The organism is Kangiella sp. HZ709 (genome assembly GCF_009674675.1).
Classification (GTDB): Bacteria; Pseudomonadota; Gammaproteobacteria; order Enterobacterales; family Kangiellaceae; genus Kangiella.
The window spans coordinates 384,639-411,023 of record NZ_WKJC01000001.1; the positions used below are offsets into that span (position 1 = coordinate 384,639).

General features: G+C 36.7%; 22 protein-coding genes. 19 read left to right on the forward strand and 3 right to left on the reverse strand.

Annotated elements, in window-relative coordinates; translation table 11 throughout:
- Positions 1-14: 14 nt before the first annotated feature.
- Entirely contained in the window at positions 15-992 is a 978-nt protein-coding gene (locus GJS41_RS01770) for a lipid A deacylase LpxR family protein (RefSeq protein WP_154245624.1), read from the reverse strand.
- 14 nt (positions 993-1,006) lie between these two features.
- Complete coding sequence (locus GJS41_RS01775; protein ID WP_195758312.1) at positions 1,007-1,624, reverse strand: TetR family transcriptional regulator; 618 nt, start codon at positions 1,622-1,624, stop codon at positions 1,007-1,009.
- Positions 1,625-1,696: 72 nt separating this feature from the next.
- On the opposite strand from GJS41_RS01775, the gene GJS41_RS01780 reads away from it, so the two are divergent.
- The 7 genes from GJS41_RS01780 to GJS41_RS01810 all read left to right on the forward strand — a co-directional run bounded on the left by GJS41_RS01780 (position 1,697) and on the right by GJS41_RS01810 (position 12,155).
- Complete coding sequence (locus GJS41_RS01780; RefSeq protein WP_154245626.1) at positions 1,697-2,764, forward strand: efflux RND transporter periplasmic adaptor subunit; 1,068 nt, start codon at positions 1,697-1,699, stop codon at positions 2,762-2,764.
- A 25-nt stretch (positions 2,765-2,789) separates the two neighbouring features.
- The gene (locus GJS41_RS01785) at positions 2,790-5,840 is read left to right on the forward strand and encodes an efflux RND transporter permease subunit (RefSeq protein ID WP_154245627.1); all 3,051 of its coding nucleotides are present in this window, start codon (positions 2,790-2,792) and stop codon (positions 5,838-5,840) included.
- Positions 5,833-7,215 carry an efflux transporter outer membrane subunit gene (locus GJS41_RS01790; RefSeq protein WP_154245628.1) on the forward strand — a complete coding sequence of 461 codons (1,383 nt, stop codon included), beginning with the start codon at positions 5,833-5,835 and terminating at the stop codon, positions 7,213-7,215. The genes GJS41_RS01785 and GJS41_RS01790 overlap by 8 nt, the downstream gene beginning before the upstream one ends.
- Positions 7,216-7,230: 15 nt before the next feature.
- Positions 7,231-7,674, forward strand: a complete 444-nt coding sequence (locus GJS41_RS01795; protein WP_154245629.1) for an ion channel — start codon at positions 7,231-7,233, stop codon at positions 7,672-7,674.
- A 14-nt stretch (positions 7,675-7,688) separates the two neighbouring features.
- Positions 7,689-8,888: a sodium/glutamate symporter gene (gene gltS / locus GJS41_RS01800; protein WP_370515593.1), complete on the forward strand. Its 1,200-nt coding sequence runs from the start codon at positions 7,689-7,691 to the stop codon at positions 8,886-8,888.
- A 387-nt stretch (positions 8,889-9,275) separates the two neighbouring features.
- Entirely contained in the window at positions 9,276-10,805 is a 1,530-nt protein-coding gene (locus tag GJS41_RS01805; protein WP_154245630.1) for a phospholipase D family protein, read from the forward strand.
- Between the two features lie 15 nt (positions 10,806-10,820).
- Entirely contained in the window at positions 10,821-12,155 is a 1,335-nt protein-coding gene (locus GJS41_RS01810; RefSeq protein ID WP_154245631.1) for a patatin-like phospholipase family protein, read from the forward strand.
- Positions 12,156-12,557: 402 nt separating this feature from the next.
- Here GJS41_RS01810 and GJS41_RS01815 read toward each other — a convergent pair whose 3' ends face one another.
- A complete protein-coding gene (locus tag GJS41_RS01815; RefSeq protein ID WP_154245632.1) occupies positions 12,558-13,460 on the reverse strand; it encodes a LysR family transcriptional regulator in 903 nt (300 codons plus the stop codon).
- Positions 13,461-13,570: 110 nt separating this feature from the next.
- Between GJS41_RS01815 and GJS41_RS01820 the strand changes: the two genes are divergently transcribed.
- The 12 genes from GJS41_RS01820 to GJS41_RS01875 all read left to right on the forward strand — a co-directional run bounded on the left by GJS41_RS01820 (position 13,571) and on the right by GJS41_RS01875 (position 26,297).
- Positions 13,571-14,536 carry a glutathione S-transferase family protein gene (locus GJS41_RS01820; RefSeq protein ID WP_154245633.1) on the forward strand — a complete coding sequence of 322 codons (966 nt, stop codon included), beginning with the start codon at positions 13,571-13,573 and terminating at the stop codon, positions 14,534-14,536.
- A gap of 24 nt (positions 14,537-14,560) precedes the next feature.
- Positions 14,561-15,532, forward strand: coding sequence for an MBL fold metallo-hydrolase (locus GJS41_RS01825; protein WP_154245634.1), 972 nt, complete (start codon positions 14,561-14,563; stop codon positions 15,530-15,532).
- Between the two features lie 44 nt (positions 15,533-15,576).
- Positions 15,577-16,434: a pirin family protein gene (locus tag GJS41_RS01830; RefSeq protein WP_154245635.1), complete on the forward strand. Its 858-nt coding sequence runs from the start codon at positions 15,577-15,579 to the stop codon at positions 16,432-16,434.
- A 2-nt stretch (positions 16,435-16,436) separates the two neighbouring features.
- Entirely contained in the window at positions 16,437-17,066 is a 630-nt protein-coding gene (locus GJS41_RS01835; RefSeq protein WP_154245636.1) for a CDGSH iron-sulfur domain-containing protein, read from the forward strand.
- Positions 17,059-18,483 (forward strand): alginate export family protein, encoded by a 1,425-nt coding sequence (locus GJS41_RS01840; RefSeq protein ID WP_195758314.1) that lies wholly within the window; start codon positions 17,059-17,061, stop codon positions 18,481-18,483. The genes GJS41_RS01835 and GJS41_RS01840 overlap by 8 nt, the downstream gene beginning before the upstream one ends.
- 6 nt (positions 18,484-18,489) lie before the next feature.
- Positions 18,490-18,768: a GNAT family N-acetyltransferase gene (locus GJS41_RS01845; protein WP_154245638.1), complete on the forward strand. Its 279-nt coding sequence runs from the start codon at positions 18,490-18,492 to the stop codon at positions 18,766-18,768.
- Between the two features lie 20 nt (positions 18,769-18,788).
- Complete coding sequence (locus GJS41_RS01850) at positions 18,789-19,211, forward strand: (4Fe-4S)-binding protein (protein ID WP_195758315.1); 423 nt, start codon at positions 18,789-18,791, stop codon at positions 19,209-19,211.
- Positions 19,212-19,224: 13 nt separating this feature from the next.
- Positions 19,225-20,757, forward strand: a complete 1,533-nt coding sequence (locus GJS41_RS01855) for a glutamate synthase-related protein (protein ID WP_154245640.1) — start codon at positions 19,225-19,227, stop codon at positions 20,755-20,757.
- Between the two features lie 432 nt (positions 20,758-21,189).
- The gene (locus GJS41_RS01860; RefSeq protein WP_154245641.1) at positions 21,190-22,974 is read left to right on the forward strand and encodes a cation:proton antiporter; all 1,785 of its coding nucleotides are present in this window, start codon (positions 21,190-21,192) and stop codon (positions 22,972-22,974) included.
- Between the two features lie 454 nt (positions 22,975-23,428).
- Positions 23,429-24,034 carry a site-specific integrase gene (locus GJS41_RS01865; protein ID WP_227551224.1) on the forward strand — a complete coding sequence of 202 codons (606 nt, stop codon included), beginning with the start codon at positions 23,429-23,431 and terminating at the stop codon, positions 24,032-24,034.
- A 28-nt stretch (positions 24,035-24,062) separates the two neighbouring features.
- Entirely contained in the window at positions 24,063-25,193 is a 1,131-nt protein-coding gene (locus GJS41_RS01870) for an FRG domain-containing protein (protein ID WP_154245643.1), read from the forward strand.
- 9 nt (positions 25,194-25,202) lie between these two features.
- On the forward strand, positions 25,203-26,297 hold the full coding sequence (locus GJS41_RS01875; RefSeq protein WP_154245644.1) for an HNH endonuclease: 1,095 nt from the start codon (positions 25,203-25,205) through the stop codon (positions 26,295-26,297).
- The last annotated feature ends 88 nt before the right edge of the window (positions 26,298-26,385 follow it).

The following is a 26,385-nucleotide window of genomic DNA, read 5'->3' on the forward strand; positions in this document are numbered from 1 at the left end:
TTCTTCAACTACAACTATAACTTCCACGCAACGGTGATTGAGCCATAACGGTTGTATTGTTCGAAGTCACCATCAACTTCTTCATTAAGTATGTCCTGATCGGTAAAACTAAAGGTCAGGGAGATGTTCTGCCATGAATAGGCTATGCCACCTATAAAACCGAGGTTGAATCGCTCATAATCAACAGAGGGGCTATCATCTTCAAAAGTATTACCATCGAGGAATATTGTATTGAAAGTGTAACGACCCATTAATCCAAAATAAAAATACCAGTCACCATTGGTGGCCGTGGGATTGCTTAGGCGAGAGCTATTAAATCCGGCAGTAGGGTAGGACGTTTGAAGGTTATGACCATATCGATACAACAGCGATGTTTGAATACTTGACTCTAGGTTGCCTAATCCGGCTTCGTATCTAAACAAAACGTCTGAAGTTTCATCTTGATATTTCCATGCCCTGTAGGTTCTTCCATAGTTTAACTTAAAAACAGGTTCATTTTTTAACTGAAAGCTCCATCCCATGGGTTCATCGGCGCCAAATAAACTATGAACTAAGCGCTGCGTTCGTTTTGCACCTGATGCCGGTCCGACGATACCAACCGTTGTCGTAAAGTCTTCACTATAATTTTCGTACACTTTGATGTAATTATTAGCCACATACAATAATCCGGCATAGGGAACATCGCCTTGTGGAGGAACTGGAAGAGTGATATCACCCGGCGTTTGCATGATTTGACCTACGGTATAAATATCTAAAGTAGCCAATGATGCTTTATCTGACATTATCCCAAGAAATGGAGATGTCATCCAAGAGGCTTCTAATGCTTCCTCTTCAGAAATATCGTATAGCGATATTGTTAATCCGTTGGTATATCCATTATCACTACCTGTAAACAAATCGTTGTCAAAGGTGACTGAAGTCCATTCAAAGTCCTCAGCAAGAGCCATAGATTGAAGGGCGACTAAAAGTAATAAAGTATATATTTTTCGCATAGCGATTATCCTTTTTATATCTTCAAAGGGTTAAGTAATAGTTCAATTAATGATTTCGCGTAAGTAGAAATATCTAAATTTATATCCTTGGGAGAGGCATACCATGAATCGAGAACCCCGGTAAGATAAGCATTGTATGCAAAGGCCAGCACTTTAGGATTGTTGGCTTTACTGATGAGTTTGTCTTGCCTTGCTTGTTCAAATTGCTCTTCATAAAACTTCAGCGAGTTGTAATATACCTGTTCGCTATGAGCATGAAATATTGGCATATTTTTCTCAGTTCCGATAGTTTGCATAAATATTGCAAATGATTTTTTTTGCTTTTCATCTTGATAAATAGTGGTGAAAAGGTTCACGGCATGCGTTTCAAGAATGTCTAACGAATTCATCTCTTTATGTATTAGTCCTTCGAAGTACTCTTGATATGTAGCTATGGTTTGATCCAACAAGGCATTCAACACTTCTTCTTTATTCTTAAAGTGCCAATAAAAAGCGCCCCGAGTTACCCCGGCTTTTTCAACAATTTGTTTGATACTGGTATTGGCAATACCATTTTGATAAAACTCATCTTTAGCTGCCTCTAATAACGACAGACGTGTTTGCGCGGCTTCATCTTTGGTTTTCTTTGGCATAAACAACTTTACATACATTCGTGTATGTATGTATACTAATCACAACTAGCCATAATTGCAAGGTAATTGATCGTGAAGAAAATACTCTTACTAACTTTAGCCATCACTTCAATGATGATCACTGGATGTACAGAAGACGGTAGTGATAATCTTCTTAATGAAGAAATGATAAGGCCAATAAAGTTTCATACCGTGGTTAAGTCAGACTCTAGTGTTGAAAGAGAGTACCCAGCGACGATCAAAGCTGCTGAATCATCGGATCTAGCATTCGAAGTCGGAGGTAAACTCATAGCGTTAAGTGTCAAGGAATCAGAAGAAGTCAGTAAGGGAGATGTTTTAGCAAGGCTGGATACCAGAAATGCTAAAAACCAAATGAATGCTCTAAAGTCACAATACAACAATGCCCAGACAGAATACGAAAGAGCACTTAAGTTATTAAAAGAAGATGCCATTGCCAAGACCGTTGTTGACCAAAGAAAAACACAATTGGATGTACTGAAGAATCAACTGGATACTGCGAATAAATCCTTGAGCGACTCTGTGTTGAAAGCACCTTTTGATGGCGTGATCGCCACCACGTTTGTTGAAAATTTAGAAAACATCCAACCTCAGCAAAAAATATTAACGCTTATTGGCAAAAATAGGCTTGAGGCAGAGATCAATGTCCCAGCCAGTGTGGTCACCCAAATACCAAAAAGAGAGGCCGAAAGTAGCTATATAATATTTGATAGCGAGCCAAATCGCAGGATTGATACTGAATTTGTAAAAGCGAATTTAGTGGCAGATAGTGCTACTCAGACTTATCAAGTAACGTTCGGATTTAAAAACCCAACTGATATTTTAATCTTACCGGGTATGAACGCGACCTTAGTTATTGATACCACCCTGAAAAGTCAGGTTACGAGCGGTAGTTTTGTTTCAGTGCCATTAACCGCTATACAATCTATCGAAGGGATAAATTATGTATGGGTAATAGATCCACTTCAACTGACCGTTGAGAAGAAAGAGGTCACCGTTGAGCAAAGTGTTGGCAGCTCAGTAAAAGTTTCTAAAGGGCTGCAAGAAGGACAGATCATTGCCGCGACGGGACTCTCGCATTTAAGTAAAGGTATGAAAGTGAAAGAATGGAAAAGCAATTAACAAATAAGAACAAGAGGAACTACTAATGAATATTGCAGAGTTTTCTATCAGGAATAAAATCCTAAGCACTCTTGTCATTGTTTTTGCTTTAACCGCAGGGTGGGGTGCCTACAAAGATATGCCCCGTTACGAAGATCCTGAATTTGTGATTCGAATCGCTCAAATCATTACTCAATATCCAGGAGCAAGTCCTGAAGAAGTTGCAAATGAGATCACCGATCCTTTAGAAAAATCCATTCAACAATTACAAGAAGTGAAACTCATTAATTCGACGTCTTCTGCGGGATTATCTGAAATACAAGTAGAAATAAAATATGAATTTTCTAAGAGTAAATCAGACTTACAGCTGATCTGGTCGAAACTGAGAAATAAAGTTAGAGATGCAGAGCGTTACTTGCCAAGTGAAGCTACATCCCCAGCGGTTTATGACGATTTCGGCGATGTCTTTGGAATGTACTACTTCATCACAGGCGAAGGCTATTCAATGAGTGAGCTTAGAGATTTCGCAAAGACATTTCAAAGTGAAATTTTACAAGTAAAGGGAGTAGCTAAAGTAAGCTTTGCTGGAGAACAGCAAGAAGCCATTTATGTTGAAATTTCTAGACAAAATGCATTATCTGTAGGGGCAGATATTTCCAACATATATAACATTTTATCGCAGCAAAACTCCATCGTCTCAGCAGGAAACCTTGCTATCGAAGATCAACGCTTGGTGATAGATCCATCAGGAGCCATAGATTCAGTCGATTCAATTAAAAATCTGCTGATTTCTTCAAACGAAGGGAAAGTGACTTACCTCAAAGACATTGCGCATGTGTGGAGAGGTTATCAAACACCCTCATCGAAAATAATCCGATATAACGGAAAGCCCGCAATTGCCATTGGTGTGTCAAACGTCAGCGGTGAAAACGTAGTTAAGCTCGGACAGCGAGTGGATACAAAAATAAAAACATTGAAAGAGCTTCAACCACTAGGAATGGAAATCCATGAGTATTACCATCAAGGAAAAGTGGTCGATACATCAGTTCAGAACTTTGTAACAAACGTAATTGCAGCATTAGCCATTGTGATTATTACGTTACTTATCTTTATGGGCTTAAAGTCTGCATTGGTAATAGGGGCAATCTTACTGCTAACTATCGCCGCAACTTTAGCCACTATGAATTTAGTTTCAATTCCAATGCATCGAATATCACTTGGGGCACTTATTATTGCCTTGGGAATGATGGTTGATAATGCCATCGTGGTGACAGAAGGGATTTTAGTTGGCGTAAAAAATGGACAGAAAAGAATGGCGATCGCTAAATCCATTGTCAGTCAAACTAAGTGGCCATTATTGGGCGGAACTCTTGTAGGGATAGTTGCTTTTGCCCCCATTGGGTTTGCCCCTGGTAGTACCGCAGAATACACCCAACATCTTTTTTGGGTGATTCTAATTTCTTTGATGTTTAGCTGGCTATTTGCGATCACTTTAACCCCTTTATTTTGTTATCACTTATTTAAAGGTGAAGCTTCAAATAGTAAAACTTCAGAGGGTAGGTTTCTTCTAGGTTACAAAAAGTTTTTATCGCATCTCATCGATAAACGAATCTTTGTAGTTGCTACCGTTTTAGTTATTTTTGCAGTATCAGCATGGGGCTTTAAATTCGTTAAATCGGGTTTTTTCCCTGCCTCAACAACACCGCAACTGGTTGTTGATTATTGGCTACCTGAAGGAACTGATATCACTCAAGCAGAAAAAGATGCAATTGCGATAGAAACTTACATCCGTGGACTCGACAGTGTTAACTCCGTTCAAACTTTAATAGGTGCCGGTGGCTTAAGGTATATGCTCATCTACTCACCAGAGTCCCCAAACTCTTCCTATGCTCAGTTATTAGTTAAAGTTGATGACTATAAGAAATTGGATAATTTACTCATTGAAGTTCAGCAGTATATCGATAATAACTATAATAATGCCCAAGCCAAAGTCTGGCGTTTTGTACTTGGACCAGGAGGAGGCTCAAAGATTGAAGCGACATTCAAAGGGCCTGATCCCAAGATATTGAGAAATTTAGCAAACCAAGCTAAAGCCATAATGATTAAAGATGGACAAGCCTTATCCATAAAAGATAATTGGCGAGAACCTGTGCCCTTTATCGAGCCAATATATTCAGAGAGATTAGGAAGAGCATCAGGTATCTCACGAGAAGATTTAGCCAATGCCTTAGCTCTAAATTTCTCAGGTAGAACGGTTGGGGCATATCGCGAAGGCAATGATATTTTACCCATTATTTCTCGGGCGCCAAGTAATGAAAGGGCGGACGTCAATAGCATTAATGACATTTTAGTGCAAAGCTCTACAACTGGTAATTTGATACCTATAGCTCAAGTAGTCGAAGGCTTTAATACACAGTGGCGCGATAGTAGGTTACGTCGTGAAGACCGTGTTTGGACTATTAAAGCTCAGTCCGATCCATTACCTGGCAATTTATCATCAGAGTTGTTTGAAAGGATCAGGCCTCAAATTGAATCGATTGCATTACCACCCGGTTATCAACTCGAATGGGATGGAGAGTACGGAGACTCCAAAGAATCAAATGAAAATTTGGCCTCTACTATTCCATTAGGCTTCTTGACTATGGTTATCATTGTGCTTCTTTTGTTCAATGCCATTAAGCAAACCGTGGTTATTTGGTTGGTCGTGCCGCTGGCTATCATTGGAGTCGTTTGGGGTTTGGTTGTTACACAAATACCTATGGAATTCATGGGTATATTAGGGGTCTTATCCTTATCAGGATTATTGATCAAGAATGCCATTGTATTAGTCGATCAAATGGACTTCGAAATTGAAGAAGGGAAGCCTAGGTTTAATGCTGTCTTAGACTCAGCTGCTAGCCGACTAAGACCTGTTATGATGGGAACCTTAACCACAGTCTTGGGCGTAATTCCGTTATTTTTTGATGCCTTTTTCCAATCTATGGCTGTCGTTTTAGTTTTTGGACTATCCTTTGCAACAATATTAACTTTAGTAATAGTCCCAGTTTTATACTCTATGTTTTTTAAAATTACTTCCCAGGAGTCGCATAATGCTTAAGAACTCTAAAACGGGTTTGGTATTGTTAATCAGCTTTTCAATCTTAAGCTGCGCAAATTTATCAACCAAAGATGATGTTAAGTCGACCATTAATTCGAGCTTGCCTGACATCCCTGACAATTGGCACTCTTTGAAAATTGATGGTGAGTTTGAAAATGATTTTATTGATCAATTTAACGATCCAATTTTAGAAAATTTAGTTAATGAAGCATTAAGCAGTAACAACGATTTATTATCTGCTGCTGCCAATGTCGAACGCTCAAAAGCACTAGCTGAACAAGCGGGCGCATCGCTGAAGCCAATGGTTAATTTAGCTTTTGGCGGAACTCGCTCAGGAGGTGTTGAATCAAACACCCCTAAGCAAACCTCCTTAAATGCTAATCTACAAGTTCAATGGGAATTAGATTTATGGGGCAGAGTACGCTCAGGAGCGAAAACAGCCTATGCCAGTTATCAAGCAGTAGAAGCCGATTATCAATATGCTAAGCACTCCATTGCAGCGAACGTTGCAAAAGCCTACTTTTCGACTTTAGAAGCTGCTAAGCAAGAAACTTTGCTACTCAGTACATTAGCAAACCTGAATAAAACCTCTCAGATTGTTAACCTTCAATATAAAAATGGCTTAGCGTCTTCACAAGATGTATCTTTAGTAAAGACAGACTTAGCGAATATTCAAGAGCAATTAGAAACTCTAAAAGCTTCAAAAAGACAAGGCCTAAGAGCTTTGGAAATTTTAGTGGGCCGGTATCCATCAGCAGAAATCGATATCGCCAATAAGTTGCCGGTTATTCCACCTTTTCCAAACTCAGGAATACCTTCCGAACTCTTAGAAAGGCGCCCTGATATTGTTGCTGTTGAGCGAAGAGTGGCTGCAGCTTTTTACGCACTTGATCAAGCAAAGGCAGCTCAATTGCCGACGATATCCCTAACAAGCGGAGTAGGGGGAACTTCCAGTGAGTTATCCAATGTTTTAAAGCCGGAAAATTTGGCTTGGCAGTTAGCCAGTAATCTATTAGCTCCCTTGTTTGATGGTGGATTACGTGAATCACAAGTCAATGCTGCAAATGCTGATCAAAAAGCTGCGATAGCGGCTTATACACAAACAGTACTGACAGCATTTTCAGAAGTAGAAAACAGCTTAGATTCAGGAATCAGTTTACAAAATCGTTTAATGCTATTGGAAGAAGCAAAAAAAGAATCTAACAACGCCTTGAGAGTTGCTGAATTAAATTATAATGAAGGTGAAATTGCACTATTAGATGTTCTTACAATACAGCAAAGAGTCACTGCCGCTGAAAGTTCTTTGGTTTCTGTTTACCGCAGCCTACTTGAACAAAGAATTAATATCTTTCTTGCTTTGGGAGGCGAGTGGTAAAAAAGTGAGAATTAAATGTTTACACAAATAATGCTAGGGACCACTGTTATCCTAGTAACTCTTATTATACAAGTCGTATTTATTGCAATTGCAATCGAGTTACTAACTAAAAAGGGTGCTTGGTTTGTAAAACCACCCTTGTTCACAAAGAACATTATTGGGTTAGTTATTGTGGTGCTTTGGCTGATTGTTGGGATCAGCTTAAGTGCTTGGTCATGGGCTGGCATCTTTCTTTATACAGAAGCTTTTGATTCGCTTGAGCTAGCACTATATTTTTCAGTAGTGACATTCACGACACTCGGTTATGGCGAAATAACTCTTGGTCCTGAGTTTCGACTATTAGGTAGTTTCTCCGCTGTGAATGGCTTAATTATTTTCGGATTGAATACTGCGTTTTTGGTTGAGTTTTCAAGTCGGCTTCGTATAAGCCAAGAAAAAGCATCAAGCAGAACTGGTTAATGAGGACCTGATAAGTGACTACTTTTTTAGCAGATAACTTCATAACTTTCACTCTAAGTATAATAGTGTTTTTCATTGGGTTATACATCAATAAAAAAATACCTTTATTACGAAAATTTAATATTCCCGAACCTGTAACTGGCGGTTTGATTGCATCATTAATTTCACTTTTTTTGTATCTATCAATAGATTTTGAAATCAGCTTTCAATTAGGTGTACGCGATATCTTGTTGGTGTATTTTTTTACTGGGATCGGTCTTAACGCAAAACTGTCGGATTTAATAAAAGGTGGCAAACCATTATTGATAATGCTGGGCTTAACTATTTCGTATATTATTATCCAAAACGTTGTAGGTATTAGTGGTGCTATGATTAGCGGGGTACCTTCGCAAGTCGGCGTACTCGCTGGCTCTGCTTCGTTAATTGGCGGCCATGGCACTACAATCGCTTGGGCTCCTGAGGTTGCCTCTATGGGCGTAGATAATGCTCTTGAAATAGGAGTGGCTAGTGCAACACTTGGTTTGATACTTGCCAGCCTTATAGGCGGACCTGTAGCTCATATTCTGATTAAGCGATATAGGCTTTCTGGCACTAGTGGAGATTCTTTAATCATCGGAATTTCTTTTAAAGAAGAAAAAACAGAAACTATTGACCACGTAAATTTAATGTCCGTTTTCTTAGCTCTGCACATAACTATAATAATAGGCTGGTTTGGAAATCTTATTGCTACAGAGTTAGGACTAAAATTACCTTTATTTGTTACCTGCTTACTCACGGGCATTATACTGTCAAATTTAATTCCATCCGTGCTACCTAAGTTAAAGTGGCCAGCAAGAACAAAAGGACTTGCTATCATCTCTGACTTTTCATTGAATCTATTTTTAACCATGTCACTGATGAGCATGCAGCTGTGGACAATCACTAATTTAGCAGGATCATTATTGTTAATTCTGCTAATGCAAACACTAGCTGCCATACTTTTCATACTATTTATTTTGTTTCCATTGATGGGGCGTAACTATCAAGCAGCCGTTCTTAGTGCTGGCTTTGGAGGTTTTGCCCTAGGCGCAACACCAACTGCTATTGCTAATATGACGGCTGTAACCAAATCTTATGGGGCTGCTCCTTTAGCTTTTATAATTCTACCTCTAGTAGCGGCTTTTTTTGTTGATATTATTAACTCGTTTGTAATCGGCTATGCGCTCACTTTTTAAAACGAAGACTATGCTAATGATGACTACTCTTATAGTCATTATTGGATGTCAAAATGCAACTTTAACTCACAAACACAATGACAGATTTATAAATGAATTAGTGATTTTTAATAACACAAATTACTATCTAGAAAATATTGTTCTCATAAATATAGATACAGGCACGAATGTTTCTTGTAGTTCAATTCTTCCACGTTCTCAATGTTCAGTCGGATTCTCTAAATTACCCATAACCACTCACAGAGCGGTAATACAATGGCTCGACCCTACTGGAACCTACCAAAAGGATGTAATAGCAAGTAATTTAGACTCTATACCAAATATGACTGTGTCTAAAATAGTGATTGAAATTGAAGATTTGGGAATCATAAAGGCCTATTACGAACAATGAGGAGCCAAAAGCTTTTCCTTTTAGCTTTTCTGTTAATTAGCGGATGCGTTGCATTGCCGCCGCATACTAACGAGCTTGTATTGTATGCCTACCCAGAGACCTCTACTACATTACTTGGAAGATCTGCTAGTGATTTCTATAGTAGAAATAAGATCGATCGTTCTCAAAGCGGATTATCCTTAATACAAAATGCTGCAGACGCCTATATTGCAAGAATCACCTTAGTCCGACTCGCTGAGAAATCACTTGATCTCCAATATTACTTATATCATGACGATCAAACCGGTAGTTTTTTATTTAATGAATTATGGAAAGCTGCAGAAAGAGGAGTCAGAATTAGATTGCTGCTTGATGATATGGATGTACATAGAAATGATTCAAACTTAGCCTTATTAGCGCAACATCCCAATATTAACATCAAAACCTTCAATCCCTTTGACCGCAAATACTTTAAGGGGATTCAATATGTGACCAAGTTCGGCAAAGTAACTCGCAGGATGCATAATAAATTATTTATCGCTGATAACCAGTTTGCCATACTAGGTGGAAGAAATATTGGGGATGAATATTTTGGTGCTGACAGTGATAAGGCCTTCGTAGATTTAGATGTAGCCATAATTGGTAATAAAGTAAAAGAGGCCTCTTATGCTTATGATTTATATTGGAATCATCAGCTTTCATACACTCCAGAAGAATTAAATATTCGGACTCCCCAGTTAAATATCATTGAAACCGGCGAACAATTAAATTCATATGCAAAAAGCATTAAATCAAGTAACTTTGAAGAAGCCTTAAGCAAAAGCACACTTCCAATTAAAATCGCCTCCAACAATATTTCTTTTGTCATAGCTGAAACTGAAGTTCTTTATGATCATCCAGATAAAATTATAAAAGAAAATAGTCAAAATAAGCTTCTAACAAAACTAATTCCTTACCTCAGTAATATACAAAAAGAACTGATTTTGATAACCCCATACTTTATACCAGGCGAAGAGGGCGTTGATTTTTTAAAAACTTTAGCTTTAAGAGGGATAACGGTCAAAATACTAACCAATTCTTATGCTTCAACTGATGTTCCGCTAGTTCACGCGGCCTATACTAATTACAGGAAAACTCTTGTTGAATCTGGAGTTGAAATTTATGAGCTGGCTATTGCTAATGACATTAGCAAAAAACAACATTTAAAATCAGGCCGCTCTAATAGCAGCTTACATGCGAAGTACTTTTCGGTTGATGAAAAAAATATCTTCATTGGCTCATTTAACTTCGATCCTCGTTCGGCAAATCAAAACACCGAGATAGGCATTATGATCAAATCTGAAGTAGTCACGAAAAAAATGCTAAGAAGTTTTAATCAACTAATAGAAAAAAATTCATTCAAACTTAAAATTATTAATGGTGATTTGAATTGGTCTAAGCTTATAAAAGGTAAGGAAGTTTTATTTGATACAGAACCAAACACCACAGTAATTGATAGACTCTATATAAAGCTCATGTCCAAACTACCTATTGAATCTCAACTATAGCGCAAGGAAACTTTGATGAAGAAGAAAGCTATAAGCCTTATGTTTCTCTATTGTATTTTTTATTTACTGCAGAGTTGTGCTTCTTATGGGGTTATTAGCAATAAGCCCATAACTGTAGAACCCAAGAAAAGTTATTCTATGCACAAAAATATTAACCTCCAAAAAGACAGAGATTTAGGTGTTTTTTTAGCATTCTCAGGCGGGGGTTCAAGAGCATCAGCATTGGCTTATGGTGTTCTTAAAGCCTTGAAAGATACAGAAATAGGTGGGAACAACCTTTTGGAGCAGGTTGATAGCATTAGTAGCGTTTCTGGAGGGAGCTTTACAGCAGCTTATTACGGATTATATGGAGATAAAATATTTTCAGATTACAAAGATCAATTTTTGAGTAGGGATATAGCAGGGGAGCTATTTACAGGTTTATTTAATCCGCTTTTATGGTTTTCGTCACAGGGAAGAACTGAAATGGCAGTAAGGCACTATGAGAAAGATATATTTAGAGGAGCTACTTTTAACGACTTGCACAATAATAAAAATCGACCAATGATTTTTATTAACGCCACTGATTTGGTTTCAGGCTCAAGATTTACGTTTACTCAAGAATACTTTGATCTTTTATGCTCCGATTTAAATAGCTTCCCGATAGCAAAAGCAGTGACTGCTTCATCAGCAGTCCCAGTAGTATTCAATCCGGTTGTATTAAAAAACTATGATGGCTGTGAAAATAGTACTTCAGACTGGCTGCAATCAAGAGTTATTAATGAGTCTGACGATCTTCTCATAAAGCGAAGTATAAAAGGGCTTAAGTCGTACAGTAATAAAAAAGAGAAACCGTATGTTCATCTTGTTGATGGTGGCATTACCGATAATTTAGGATTACAAATAATTTACGAATCAATCGGAATTGTTGGCGGCATCAGCAACTATTACAAATACTATCAAACTAAGCCACTGGATCGCTTCCTTATCATTTCGGTAAATGCTTCTGCAGAAAGTAATAGTGATATCAGTAAATCAAATAAGATTCCATCACTAAACTCTACTGTCAACGCTGTCACAGACACTCAAATTCACCGTACAAACGAGTACACTTTAGAATTATTGAAAAACAGTTTTAGAAAGTGGGGAGGGGAATTATCACCAAATAAGGATACTCAACCTCAAGTTTTCTTCGTGGAAATCAGCTTTGAATCTATCAAAGAAAATAAACTTAGACTTTTCTTTAATGAAATACCCACAACATTTTATCTTAGTGATGAGCAGATCGAGCTATTAACGAATGCGGGTTACGATTTGTTAATAAATAACCCAGTCTTTCAAAGTTTTTTAGCTTCTTATCTAGATCAGTAAATAAATCACTTAGAACTCTACTAGGCCATAGCTGGTCATGAGACTCCCTTTATTTCTATAGAAACTTCAGCATGACTAACTTTCGGTTGCCGACTTTAATACTTTAGTTGGAGTTTTAATACTTTAGTTGTGAGAATTACAATACTTAGGTTGTACATCCAAGTTGGACGCCAAACTTAAGGTTAATGGACTTGTATGAGCTAAGCCATTGACTCTATGATTTTTTATAGATAAAAACCAAGTAATAAATTAAAATTTTACGTAAAACTCGTATTTCAAGTAACTCTTTAAATTTTGTGTCCGAATTTGGTAAATACTGATTAAACTTCTATTAAATTGAGGCTTCCTTGCTTGAAAACACTAAATAGCACTAACCATCCGATTATTTATTTCTAAAATATATCAATAAACATCCCAATAATGAGGGGTTCCAAAGCATTGAGTTAAAAAGTCGATGAGAGCTCTAACTTTAGAAGGCAAGTACCTGTTTGCTGGGTAAATCGCGTAGCCATGCATTGTTGGGATTTTATACTCAGAAAATAAAGGAACTAATGACTTGTTCTTTATTTCTTTCCACAATATGAATGTTGGAAGGATTACAAATCCATGGCCAGCTTTAGCAAGTGAGGTTAAAAACTCACCACTATTTGAACTTGTATAACTATTTAATAGGACTGTCCTAACACCGGACTTATGGTTAAAAGTTATTTGTTCGGAGGGCCTATTGTCATATTTAAGATATTTTAATTTAGATAATTGCTTAATATCATTTAATGGACCTACTTCATTTATATAATCTGGACTAGCACAAATGCAATGTTCGATGTTGACCAGCTTACGTGCTTGCAATGTAGAGTCGCTCAAATTACCAATTCTGAAAGCTAAATCGTAGCCTTGCTCAACCATATCAACTTGATATTCGCAGAAATTTGTTTCTAACTGAATTCTAGGGTGGGCTTTTAAGAAAGCATTAAAAAAAGGTAAAAGGTGATTAATTCCAAATGATAAGGGAAGAGCCACTTTTAGCTTTCCCTCTAAAGTTTTGTTGGAGGAGGTTATGTCTTGATTTAGCTCCTCAATCTCTAATATCAGATCCTTTGCTCTATTATAATAATTATTTCCAGCTTCCGTGAGACTAGAGCTTCTGGTAGTTCGGTTTAAAAGCTTAGTGCCAAGGTTCGACTCTAGCTCTGATAAGCGTTTACTCACAGCAGACTTTGTCATACTTAATTGTTCAGCTGCCAAGGTGATTGTTCCAGCCTCAACGACTCGAACAAAGATTTTCATAAACTCTAATTGACCCATGATTGTTTACGATATAGAAACAGAATGTTCAAATAATCAATCTTTTTTTCCATTTAGTCAACAATTATAGTGGTTGGCAAGTTAAATGACGTTGTTTCTAAAAGGTTTTTATGACTATAACAAGTTGGAAGTCGAGTATTAAAGATGGTGAATATAAAAGAAAGAACTCTCAGTTTAGAAATTGGATTACACCGGATGGCAGTAAGGACCTAACTGGCGTCGGTGGTTTTAAAGCTGAAAAAGATAGATATCACTTATATGTTTCATTAGCTTGTCCATGGGCCCATAGAACTTTAGTTTTCAGAAAGTTAAAAAACTTAGAGGACTACATAACAGTAAATGTTGTCCACCCTGTAATGCTTGATAAAGGCTGGACATTTCAACATGACCAAGATTCCTCTGAGTTATTTGGGACAACCGGCGATGAGCTCTATCAATCAAACTATCTCTCTGAAAGATATTTTGAGGCAAATCCTGACTATATGGGCAATATAACAGTACCTGTACTTTGGGATAAAGAAACTAAGACAATAGTAAATAATGAGTCGTCAGAAATTATTAGAATGTTCAATTCATCTTTTGATGGACTAACAAACAATAGTGATGATTACTATCCAGAGCCAAAAAGAGAAGCCATAAATGAGATTAATGATTTTGTCTATAACAATATAAACAATGGAGTATATAAAACCGGGTTTGCAACGACACAAAATGCTTATACACGAAATGTTACGACATTATTTGCAGCATTAGATAAAGTTGAAGAATTATTATCTAGTTCGAAATATTTAGTTGGTGATCAAATCACAGAAGCGGATTGGCGTTTATGGACCACGCTAATTAGATTTGATTATGTTTATCATACTCACTTCAAATGTAATATCAGATTGTTGCAAAGTTATAAGAATATTTATGAGTACATGGTTAGTTTGTACCAAATCCCAGGAATAGCTGAAACCATAAATATTCCCCATATCAAAACTCATTATTACGCAAGTCATTTATCAATAAATCCATTTGGGATTGTTCCTTTGGGCCATGACCAAGATTGGTCTATCAAAAATAATCGTAAATAACATATAACACGTTAGGAGAGTTCAATGAAAAAGCTAAGCTTATTACTTGTATCAAGTATGTTAATGTCATGTGCTGCTGCAGAAGAAGAGCAGCAGCCGGTGTGGGATGGAAACAAAGTCGTTTTAAAATCTGAAAAATTGGCTGATGGGGTGTTTGCTTTTTATCCTTCTATGGCTAAAGAAAAAGAGCAAAAGGGCATACCTGTAGCAACCAGTGGGGGCTTCATTGTAGGCACTGACGGCGTTTTAGTAATCGATACGATGTTGAATAAGAGATTAAATATGCAGGTTCAACAAATGATCAAAGAAGAAGCTAATATGCCCATAGATTATGCTGTAAATACTAGCTTTCACGGAGATCACTCATATGGAAATATGTATTTGCCTGAAACTACAAAAATTATTCAACACGAAACCGCAAAAAACTATATAGACCATCATTTCAAAGCAGACACAGAGTTTATGATTCAAAACTTTGGTAAAGGTCGTGGTATTGAGGAAATAAAGCCTGTAACAGGTGACCTGCTCATTTCTAAAGGTGGAAAGCTTACTTTAGACCTCGGGAACAAGAAAGTTCAAATTATAGATTTTGGATTTGCTCAAACAGGCGGTGATTTATTCATATGGGAGCCTGAATCGAAAGTCATTTGGACCGGTAATCCTATTATTACTGTAAAACCATCTTTACCTTGGTTGCTTGATGGTCATTTAGTAGAAACGCTGAATACATTGGAGAAGCTTTATGAATTTCTTCCATCTGATGCACGTATTGTACCTGGCCATGGAACAGTCATGGGCAAAGAGGATTTGGTTTGGCATATTGATTATTTAAAGGCTGTTAAAAACCAAGTACAAAAAGCTATTGATGAAGGATTAACTCTAGAAGAAACAGTAGCAAAAGTTACACTGCCTGAGTTTAAAGGCTATGCACTATATGGCTGGGTTCATCCGGGCCTTAATGTTCCTGCGGCTTATAAAGATTTAAGTAAAAAATAAGCATAATTACTCCTTGCCAAGGAAGGCGCTTAAATATCAATATTATGAATATCACAATAAATAGTAAACATTACCCAATCTCTATTACTGACGGTGCTGGAGTAAAGATAAATCGCTTATTCCCTGTGCCAGAATTAGACTATATAGATCCTTTTTTGTTATTTGATCACTTTGGTTCAGAAAATCCTAAAGATTATATTTCAGGGTTTCCTATGCATCCTCATAGAGGCATTGAAACGGTAACTTATATGCTTGAAGGTGTTGTTAAACATCACGACTCAAACGGTCATCAAGGCGTTATCAAAAAGGGCGGTGTTCAATGGATGAGTGCTGGTCAAGGTATCATGCATGAAGAAATGCCACAAATATCCGATGGTAAATTAAGTGGTTTACAGCTTTGGATTAACTTGCCTGCAAAACTTAAAATGAAGTCTCCTGAATATCAAGAGTTTTCCGCAGAAGAAGTCACAAGCTATAAAATTAAAAACCACCATGTAAATTTAATTTCAGGGAATTTAAATGGTAAGCAAGGGCGAGTTACTAGTATTAGTATGAGTCCAGTATATGCAGATATTCAAATGGAATCAGGTGAACTATCCTTAGATATGAATGAGGAATACAACTCTTTTATTTACCTTTTAGAAGGTAGCTTAGAAGTTTTAAGCGATAATGCCAATAGCATTGATAACATTGGACCTATGCTTCTCACATTAACTAAAGGTAGAAAGTTAGTTTTACGAAGTAAAAAAGGTGCTCGATTCATCTTGGCTTCTGCACAACCAATCAGCGAACCTGTAGCTAGATGGGGGCCTTTTGTAATGAATACTCAAGAAGAAATTCAGCAAACTTTACAGGAAATAATAGAAGGAAATTTCCCACCTGTAATACAAGCACAGGAATAATTATGAGCAAAGAAAAGCATGAAACTGCGGAAGGAATACTTTATTTTGATTCTAAAAAGTGTATCCATTCAAGAAATTGTGTTTTGAAAAGGCCTGACGTATTTGTGCCGAATATTGAAGGTGAGTGGATACACCCTGAGAATGCCAATCGATCAGAATTAATCACTTTATCAGAAAACTGTCCTTCAGGTGCTATTGAATTCCACCCATATGATTCTAAACCATCGTATCCTCTTGTTAACACACTCCATATCCGAGAGAACGGTTCATACGCTATTAAGGCAAACATCAATATAGACGGAGAAAGCGAGCAGAGGCTTACATTATGTCGCTGCGGAGCTTCCAAAAGCAAACCTTTATGTGATGGCTCCCACAGTAAAGTTGGCTTCTTGGCTACAGGTGAGCCGAAGAAAAAAGGGTCTGAGCCATTAAATAATAGAAATGGCGAAGTACACGTAGAACCTCAAAAAAATGGCCCACTAAAATTAGATGGTAATTTAGAGATTTGTAGTGGCACTGGCAGAACTGTTAATCGAGTTGATCAAATTTTTCTATGTCGATGTGGCGCCTCTAAGAACAAGCCTTATTGTGATGGTAGCCACGTGGCTATTAACTTCCTTTCAGATGAATAAAATTGCAGATATGAGCAGGAACATTATTTTCATTCTGACTTCTATGTTTTTTTTCTTATCTTCAACAATGTCTTTAGGAGAAGAAAAAGAAAGTAAGCAGGAATCAAGTTTCAAGTTATTACGAAGTGATGAAAGCTATTCTTATTTGGCAAATCAAAATGAGCTTTCGGATTGGGAAACATTCAAGTACATACCACTAAACAAAGCAAATGATATAGTTCTTACTTTAGGAGGCGAGTTTCGCCCACGATTTGAATTGTTTAATAATCGGCTATGGGACAAAGAACGGGACCAAAATTATTATTCTCATCGTTTAGCGTTACATTCAAACATACAATTCGGAGAGAAGGTCAGATTTTTTTCTGAGTTATATCATGGCTTTGTAGATGAGGAAGAAGAATTCGCTGAGTCGGACAAGGTAGATTTGCATCAAGGTTTTATAGAGTATCAAATACTAAATGATGGAGTAGGTTGGAAATATACATTAGGTCGTCAAGAATTAGCCTTGGGAGCGGCGCGGTTAGTTGGAATACGAGAAGGACCTAATATTAGAAGAAGCTTTGACATGATTAAAGTACAACGTGTAGGCAATCTAAATCTCCAGTTCTTCTTAGGTAAAGAAGTTATTCCAAGTTTCGACGCTTTTGATAATGGGTCTAACTTTTTTGGGGAAAATAATAGAAATAACCCAACATTATGGGGCATATATTCAAAGTTTAAAATCAAAGGAGATGTGGGAAGTAATGAATTATACCTTTTAGGATTTGACGTGGACTCAGCTAGTTATAATGACATAACTGATGAGGAAAGACGCTATACCTTGGGCTTAAGAAGGTTTGGAACCATTGGGGAGGGTTTTCAATACAACACTGAATTAATGTATCAATTTGGAGATGTAGGCCCTAATGATATCGAAGCATTCAATATCGAAACTGATTGGCATTATCATTTTAGACGTTATCCAATGAAGCCTAGTTTAGGCCTAAAATTAGAATGGTCTACTGGTGACAACAAAGTTAATGATGGCGAGATAAACACCTTTAACCCCATGTTTGTTAATCCTAATTATTACGGTATTTCGGAAGTGATTACTCCAGCAAACATTATTTCTATTCACCCGTCGCTTACTTTGCACCCAACTAATAAAGTTCAGCTATATTTTGAGTGGGCAGTATTTAAGAGAGAATCGAATAATGATGGTTTATATAGAGTCACAAGGTTTATATCAAGGGATGCAAACCTAGGTGACTCAAATTCTATAGGGGAGCAGTTTGGAACTAAAGTAAAGTATGAAATAAATAATCACTGGTCTTTTGATATTGACATTAGTTACTTTAAAGCCGGTCGTTTTTTAAAGCAATCGGGAGATAGTGAGAATATCCTTCACGTATCTTCACAATTTAAATTTATATTTTGAGAGTTAATGGAAGAGCACATTGAACACGATATAGAGCATAGCCGCTTCATAATGAACTCTGATGGCAAAGTGTTTTATTTAAACTATATTGCAAAGAATAATGTTGTAGAAATTACAGAAGTTATTATTCCTGAAGACGTAAGTTTCGATGAGATTTGTTCTAGTTTTATAGAGACTGTTCTTACATATTTCTCTGATGCACATAAAAAGGTAATACCAACATGCCCTTATGTTGCAGCTTATATACAAAGGCATTACTACTGGAAAATGATAACAGTGAATTAAAATTTTATATTGGAGTATTTATGGGTAATGAAATCGTAAAAAAGTACAGTAATGGTGATTTAGACATTATTTGGAAGCCTGCTAAGTGCATTCATGCAGGAGAATGTGTTAAGCGATTGCCAAGTGTTTACAACCCTGATCAGAAACCATGGATAAAACCTGAGAATGGGGCAAAACAAGACTTAATTGAACAAATAGAAGCTTGTCCATCTGGAGCTCTTAGCTATCAACTTCAAAATGCAAAACCAAGCCATTTACTTAACGATAAACTGACTAATATCAATGTCATAGAAAATGGTCCTTTGGTAATAATGGGCAATGTAAAAATTTCGCATAATGGGAATGCCGAAGTTGTTGATAAAGTTTCGTTATGCCGTTGTGGGTATTCGAACAACAAGCCTTATTGTGATGGTTCGCACATTCATAAAGAGTTTAAAGGGTAAATGGAGGAGTAAAATGGATAAGCCAATAGTTTTTGATAATGCTCCAGCTAAAGTTTCTTTAACAAAAGACAAAGAGTACTACTTTTGTAGTTGCGGCCGTTCAAAATCTCAGCCATTTTGTGATGGTTCTCATGTATCAACTAACATTCAACCCAAATCATTTAAAGCAGACGATAGTGGTGAAGCCTTTTTATGTCAGTGTAAACAAACAAAGACTCCCCCATACTGTGATGGTAGCCATACGAAAATCAAAGATTCTCAGATAGGGAAAGAGTTAAAGATAATTGATGCTGCAAGTAATACTGCGCCTCAAGCAGTTGCAACTAAAGAAGAGCCAACCGTTGCACTTATACATCAACTAGCAAAATCAGGTCTCGATGAAGTCGGCAAGCATGGGCCTATGGGGTCAATGGGTGTACCTAGAACTGAGCTTCCTAGTTGGGATGATATACAACTACTACCAGCACAACTGGCTAAGAAACCTCTTTTGGACGATGCGTTTGTTTCAACATCTATCGTCATCGGTCCTAATGCTAAAAAACCTTTAGAGTTAAAAATACCTCTTTTAGTCTCTGATATGAGTTATGGAGCACTTTCTGAAGAAGCTAAGGTAGCTTTATCAAAGGGAGCGCAACTTGCCGGAACTGGCATATGCTCAGGTGAGGGAGGAATGCTTCCTGAAGAACAAGCCGAAAACTCACGTTACTTTTACGAATTAGCTTCTGCAAAGTTTGGATGGGATATAAATCTTATGAAAAATGTGCAAGCCTTCCATTTCAAAGGTGGGCAAGGTGCAAAGACGGGGACTGGTGGACACTTACCTGGGGCTAAGGTAAAAGACAAAATCGCTGCGGTTCGAGGGTTACAGCCAGGCCAAGCTGCAATTTCGCCATCAACTTTTCAGGATTTAATAACGCCTAGAGACTTTAAAAAGCTAGCAGATGAAGTGAGAGAAATATCTGGAGGTATTCCTATCGGATTTAAGCTTTCAGCAAACCATATTGAGGAAGATATTGATTTTGCTCTTAAAGCTAGTGCGGATTATATCATCATAGATGGAAGGGGTGGCGGGACAGGCGCAGCACCATTACTATTCAGGAATAATATATCCGTGCCTACTATTCCGGCTTTAGCTCGAGCAAGAAAACACTTGGATCTAAGAAAAAAGAAAGATGTCACGCTTATTGCCACAGGTGGTTTAAGAGTTGCAGAAGACTTTGTTAAAGCTATGGCATTAGGTGCAGATGCAATAGCCGTTTCTAATTCTGCGATGCAAGCTATTGGTTGTGTCGCCGCTCGAATGTGTAATTCCAATAATTGCCCAACAGGGATAGCTACGCAAAAAGAACATTTAAGAGCTTTATTAGATGTAGAAGAAGCTTCCCAAAAGCTAGCCAGATTCTTTTTTGCGTCAGTCGAACTTATGAAGGTTTTATCAAGAGCCTGCGGTCACAACGATTTATCACAGTTTAGTACTTATGATTTAACTACATGGAAAAAAGAAATGACTGAACTTTCAGGAGTTAAATTCGGTGGGGTTCTTTAATTAGTCTATAGAAGAGGATTTATATGATTTTTGCACGATTGGGTTCGGCTTTTTATCTGCTTTGGGGCATTTTGCATATATTTGCTGCATATCAAGTATATTCATTAGCCTCTAGCATTGAATATAACCTGACTCAGGGGCGAGTCTACCAATATGCTTTTTATTTATTTTTGCTATAACCAGCATTTATATCGCTCTTAAATACAATTGGAAAAATAGCAAAGAAGGTTTCTATTATAATTCCATAATCGTTACCGCGGCTGATATCGGGTTTATTGCCTTCCTTCTGTTATCTGGACACATACCATTACTTGCGGGCTTATTAGGTCCATTAACATGGTTGTTAGCGTTAACATTTTCATTTTTGGGCATAAGATCTAATAACACTTAGAGATTGCCATATATTTAATATAACAACCAAATAGAGAGTTTATGAATATTCAATTTAATCACTTAGAAATATTGTTTTTGCAAGCCCTAATGCTTGTTGTTGCTGCTTGTGCTTTCGTACCTTTATTTAAAAAGCTGGGCTTAGGATCAATCTTGGGTTTTCTTTTCTCAGGGGTGTTTGTGAATATTATTTTTTCTGGACAATTTTCCGAACATCCAGAAGAGCTATTACACTTTTCAGAATTTGGAGTTGTACTTTTTTTGTTTGTAATTGGTTTAGAGCTTAAGCCAGCCGCACTATGGCAGATGAAGCATGATATTTTTGGGCTAGGTCTAGCTCAAGTTATAGGATGTACATTAGCTACTGTAGGGGTATGCATCCTTTTAGGATTTAGTTTAAATGTATCAATCGTGTTAGGGCTTGGCATGGCTTTATCCTCAACAGCAATAGTCATGAGCAATTTAAATGAGCAGGGGCTCAGACATAGTAAGCACGGTAAAAAAATGTTTAGCATATTGCTATTCCAAGACTTAGCTATTGTCCCTGCACTATTAATCGTAACGGTATTATCTCCTAGTGAACAAGAGCTCTCCACTTCACAAAGCTTTATCAATATTGGCATTGCCATTCTTGCTATCGGGATTTTGATTTTTATAGGGAAGTATTTATTGAATCCTATCTTTAACATTCTCGCGAAAACAAAAACGCAAGAAATAATGACTGCTAGTGCATTAGGAGTTGTTATCTTTGCGGCCTTGCTAATGGATATAGCTGGTATGTCCTATGCAATGGGAGCTTTTCTTGCTGGCGTGATGTTAGCTGAATCAGAGTTTAGACATGAAGTAGAAGCCAATATCGAGCCCTTTAGGGGATTGTTTTTAGGTCTGTTTTTTGTTGCAGTAGGTTTATCCATAGATTTAGAAGTAGTTCTTGAGCAGTGGATGATTATAATAGTTTCTGCTCCGCTAGTTATGCTCTTCAAAACTGCAGTAATTTATATTATCGCAAGGCTATTTAAAAATAACCACTCCGATGCGAATAAAATTTCATTTGGCTTATCACAATTAGGTGAGTTTGGGTTTGTTTTATTTGGAGCAGCAGCTGCTCAAAAGATCTTTTCTTCAACTGACGCCTCTTTATTTATAGCCATTGTTTCTGTAACCATGGCAATAGCCCCTCTACTAGAAAGAGTAGCGGTGTTATTTGAAAAAAGAGAAAACTCAATTGCTTCAGAAGAGCAGAGTGCTGATGGCATAGAAGGTAATATTTTAATTATTGGGTTTGGTCGCTTTGGACAAATTGTAAGTCAACCATTATTTTCCAATGGATACAACATAGCAATATTAGATAATGACCCTGAAAAAGTAAAAGAGGCAAGAACTTTTGGGTTTGAGGTTCATTATGGTGACGGAGCTAGAAGGGATATTTTACGAGTAGCAGAAATAAATAAATATGAAGCTGTTGTAGTGTGCACAGACAAGCCTAAGATTACCAATCAAATTATAACAACAATTCAAAATGAAAGTGCCACTGCTAAAATTTTCGTTAGATCTTTTGACCGAAATCACTCTATTGATCTATACAGCAAGCACATATCTTACTCGGTTCGAGAAACATTTGAGTCGGCTCTAGAGTTAAGTAAACAAGCACTTCTTAAATTAGGAAACTCAAGCGAGGCAGTCAAAAAGCATATTGAGGATATCCGTAAAAGAGATTTAGAAAGATTAAAAGAACAAGTGGAGGGCGATTCCTACTCAGGAATGCATCAACTGCATAAATCAGCGGCTCCGACGAGCAAGTTAGAACTAAACAACCAAGATAAGTAATTATTAACAGCAAATTTATTCAAAGTCACAAAAAAATAACCGCGGGTTACTTTTTGGTTATATTTTTTCTAGAAAACTTTTTTATAAATTTATCTGATTTTGAGAACTGGATTACAACAATGGAGCTTGATAGTCGCTCGGCTTTGCTGGGGATCCCTTACAGTTAAAAAATCTGTACTGTTTATAATTATTATAATTTTTTACCATTTACTTATATTTTGGTGCATTTTATAACCTACTGATTTATTAGCTTATATATTGCTATTCTATTGATATAGGAGTATTTTATTAGTTCAGAAATGCTACATTTACTAGGAGGGTAATGGTGCATTCTTCTCAGATCGACAGTGGTTTTTACCCTGCAAATCAAAAAAGTAGCTCGCTCTTAAAGTCACAACAAAGAGTGCCAGATAGCTTCCCTATACAAAACGTGCAAATAGACTGGGAATGGTTAATGTCAAAAAGACACGCCGTCTTAGTCTTGAATGAAGACATGCCAGAATACCTTCTAAAACCTGAAGTGAATTCAATTCTAGACTGTGAGCCTAACCCAGCTTATAGGCTGATCATTGATTTGATTTGGTCAACTGGTGGGAGGGTATCGGAAATATTAGCGCTAACTCCTGAGCGTTTCCTTTTCGATGGGCACGATTTTATTATTAAGTTAGATACACTAAAGAGTAGAGGGCGCCCTAAAAAAAAATCTGTGGAAAGATCACCTAAACGGCTTATCCCATTATTTGATGAAAAACTTAAAAGCGCTATTCAAACTTTTCTTTATGTAAATAAATTCCGTAAAGGAGAGAAAATTTTTAAGGTTTGTAGGCAAACAGTTAATCGAAGAATTAAGAGGGCAGCTATAAAAGCTGATGACTTTCCATTTGCTATTAGTAGCCATACGTTTAGGCATAGCTTTGCAATTCATTTAGTTCTGCATGGCAGACCGTTAAAGTATATTAGCCAATTACTAGGGCATAGCTCAATTAAAAGCACCGAAATTTACACCAATGTTTTAACTGTGGATGGAAGTCATTTCATGAAGGGAATTGACTTCCATTAAACAATAATTCAATTAAACAGGATAGATTATGAGTTTAACCGGTCAATGGAGTGGCACAAAAAGTGACGGCTCTTATATAAAAGTAAATTTGATTGAATCGCAAGGAGAAATCGAAGGAACAATTTCAGAATTAACAGCACTGATAAGCCAAGATAAAAAGATTTCAATTTGGGGGTATTCAACTTTCATTGGCACAATAAATGAAACCTCATTATCTGGTGTTACACATATTATTGGAGTTTATACTATAGACGGAAGATTATTATCAAAAAATCAAATTGTTGAGTTAGAGGAATCCTATGAAATAAAGTTTAATAAACAAATTAATTTTAGTGGAGAGCTCTTTTCAGGAAGAACAGCTATTAACGTCAAGACTTATAGGTGGAATAACAACTCAAAAGAAATACTTGACTCATTTGCCATTAATAAAAGTATTGTTGATAAGAGCATTATTGAAAGTGAAGTAACTACTTGGAATGAATTCAAATCATTTATTCTTACTGAAAGCTCTGGAAAACTTTTTAGAGGACAAGAGCAAGATTGGGCTTTACAGACTTCATTTCATAGGTTTAGCCACAGCGACATCCCAAGCTATTTAGATAACGAATTTAAAGAAGTAGAGCATCATATTAATTCATCTACTAACAATATGTACGATACTAATACTAATGCCTCATTAGCTAAGCTACTACATTTAGCACAACATCACGGCTATCCTACACCTCTTCTAGACTGGACTAAAAGTCCTTACATTGCAGCTTTTTTCGCTTTTCATAACGCTAAAGAAAATAATGATGGAAACGTGTCAATATTTATTTTCGACGATGAATACTTTAAAAGAAATCATCAAAATAAATTATTTGAAGACATTTATTTGTATACGCCAATAAACTTAGTTCTATCGTTAGAATTGAGCAGTTTTAACAATCCGAGAACTTTACCACAGCAATCTGTAACAATGTTTAGCAATATCAATAATATCGAGCTGTATTTACAAGGTTTCAATCGGCCTAAAATTTTAAGAAGAGTATGCATTCCTATTTTTGAACGAAAAATGGTGCTCAAAGAATTACAACTAATGGGAATAAGCTGGAACACTATGTTTCCTGGATTAGATGGTGTTTGTAAAAACTTAAAGTGGCAGCACTTTGAAGCATAGGTATTGCAAATGGGACCTGATTTCAGTAAAAACACAAAGGAATTATTGGCAAAGAGGGCAGCCTACACTTGTTCTAATCCTGACTGCAGAAAATTAACTGTCGGCGCTAATACAGATCAACATAAAAGCACTTTAATAGGCGAAGCCGCACACATTTACGGAGCTAGAAAGGGTTCTAAAAGATATTTTGAGAAGATGAGTGATAAAGCACGCTCTGAAATCACTAATGCCATTTGGCTATGTCGAAATTGCCACAAACTAATAGATTCAGATGAAAACCAGTATTCAAGCGAAGTTTTATTTGTATGGAGAGAAGTTCATGATGAATACACATTAAATAATATTGGTAATACTACTGACAAAATTCTTCATCAGAAGAATATGAATTTAACAGAAGAGTTTTCAGACTATCCAGCAATAATTAAAAGAATCGTTATTGATAAGCCACCAGTTTGGGAATATAGGTTAACAGCAGAGTTACTCAAATATTTTAACACCCCAATCTTCCAGCGTTTAAATGATCTACGCGATGGCTTATACATTAAGGACCAAACTCATATAAAAGATCATGAGGTTTATGATTGGGTTCAACAGCAACTCGCTGAGAAAAAAAAGTTAGTGAGCCCTTTAATTCCATTGATAAACAAACTAAATAGTAGTTGGGGTGAGCCTGGTGTAGAAGGTGATGTTACTGAAATACATCATATAAGCAAATTAATAAGGGACTATTTAAAGTCTATAGTAGAATTTGAAGAAAAACTTTTTTTTACACATGTTAGTAAGCGATATTCAAAAATACTTAATCTGCTCAGCAATAACTTTGGTAATCAAATATTAAAATTTAAAAGAATCCCATTAGTATTAGACGACATTTCTGCTCAAATTGAAGATGAACTTAATAGCGGAATTACAAACCCAAATTCAGAAACTCGTGTAGTAGAAGAGGTTATATCATTTGAATTACCCAAAGGTTGGGAGAAACAAATGAATAAAGAATTAAATCGCTTACATAGTTCTAAACTATTAGATGATGATGAAGTTGAGGGTTATGGTTGTGGCACTATTTTAATAATACTCATATTTCTTTGGATACTTTTCGCATAAATTTTAACTCAATTCTTGATGGTTATTAAAGTTAATAGGTTACTTGGAGAATTGTTAAAGAGTTTCTTGGACGTCCAAAGTCCATTTA

Coding starts and splice junctions, on each gene's coding strand:
- GJS41_RS01770 (WP_154245624.1), bottom strand. CDS start 992: ATGCGAAAAATATATACTTTATTACTTTTAGTCGCCCTTCAATCTATG.
- GJS41_RS01775 (WP_195758312.1), bottom strand. CDS start 1,624: ATGCCAAAGAAAACCAAAGATGAAGCCGCGCAAACACGTCTGTCGTTA.
- GJS41_RS01785 (WP_154245627.1), top strand. CDS start 2,790: ATGAATATTGCAGAGTTTTCTATCAGGAATAAAATCCTAAGCACTCTT.
- GJS41_RS01790 (WP_154245628.1), top strand. CDS start 5,833: ATGCTTAAGAACTCTAAAACGGGTTTGGTATTGTTAATCAGCTTTTCA.
- GJS41_RS01795 (WP_154245629.1), top strand. CDS start 7,231: ATGTTTACACAAATAATGCTAGGGACCACTGTTATCCTAGTAACTCTT.
- GJS41_RS01805 (WP_154245630.1), top strand. CDS start 9,276: ATGAGGAGCCAAAAGCTTTTCCTTTTAGCTTTTCTGTTAATTAGCGGA.
- GJS41_RS01810 (WP_154245631.1), top strand. CDS start 10,821: ATGAAGAAGAAAGCTATAAGCCTTATGTTTCTCTATTGTATTTTTTAT.
- GJS41_RS01815 (WP_154245632.1), bottom strand. CDS start 13,460: ATGGGTCAATTAGAGTTTATGAAAATCTTTGTTCGAGTCGTTGAGGCT.
- GJS41_RS01820 (WP_154245633.1), top strand. CDS start 13,571: ATGACTATAACAAGTTGGAAGTCGAGTATTAAAGATGGTGAATATAAA.
- GJS41_RS01825 (WP_154245634.1), top strand. CDS start 14,561: ATGAAAAAGCTAAGCTTATTACTTGTATCAAGTATGTTAATGTCATGT.
- GJS41_RS01830 (WP_154245635.1), top strand. CDS start 15,577: ATGAATATCACAATAAATAGTAAACATTACCCAATCTCTATTACTGAC.
- GJS41_RS01835 (WP_154245636.1), top strand. CDS start 16,437: ATGAGCAAAGAAAAGCATGAAACTGCGGAAGGAATACTTTATTTTGAT.
- GJS41_RS01840 (WP_195758314.1), top strand. CDS start 17,059: ATGAATAAAATTGCAGATATGAGCAGGAACATTATTTTCATTCTGACT.
- GJS41_RS01845 (WP_154245638.1), top strand. CDS start 18,490: ATGGAAGAGCACATTGAACACGATATAGAGCATAGCCGCTTCATAATG.
- GJS41_RS01850 (WP_195758315.1), top strand. CDS start 18,789: ATGGGTAATGAAATCGTAAAAAAGTACAGTAATGGTGATTTAGACATT.
- GJS41_RS01855 (WP_154245640.1), top strand. CDS start 19,225: ATGGATAAGCCAATAGTTTTTGATAATGCTCCAGCTAAAGTTTCTTTA.
- GJS41_RS01860 (WP_154245641.1), top strand. CDS start 21,190: ATGAATATTCAATTTAATCACTTAGAAATATTGTTTTTGCAAGCCCTA.
- GJS41_RS01865 (WP_227551224.1), top strand. CDS start 23,429: ATGTCAAAAAGACACGCCGTCTTAGTCTTGAATGAAGACATGCCAGAA.
- GJS41_RS01870 (WP_154245643.1), top strand. CDS start 24,063: ATGAGTTTAACCGGTCAATGGAGTGGCACAAAAAGTGACGGCTCTTAT.
- GJS41_RS01875 (WP_154245644.1), top strand. CDS start 25,203: ATGGGACCTGATTTCAGTAAAAACACAAAGGAATTATTGGCAAAGAGG.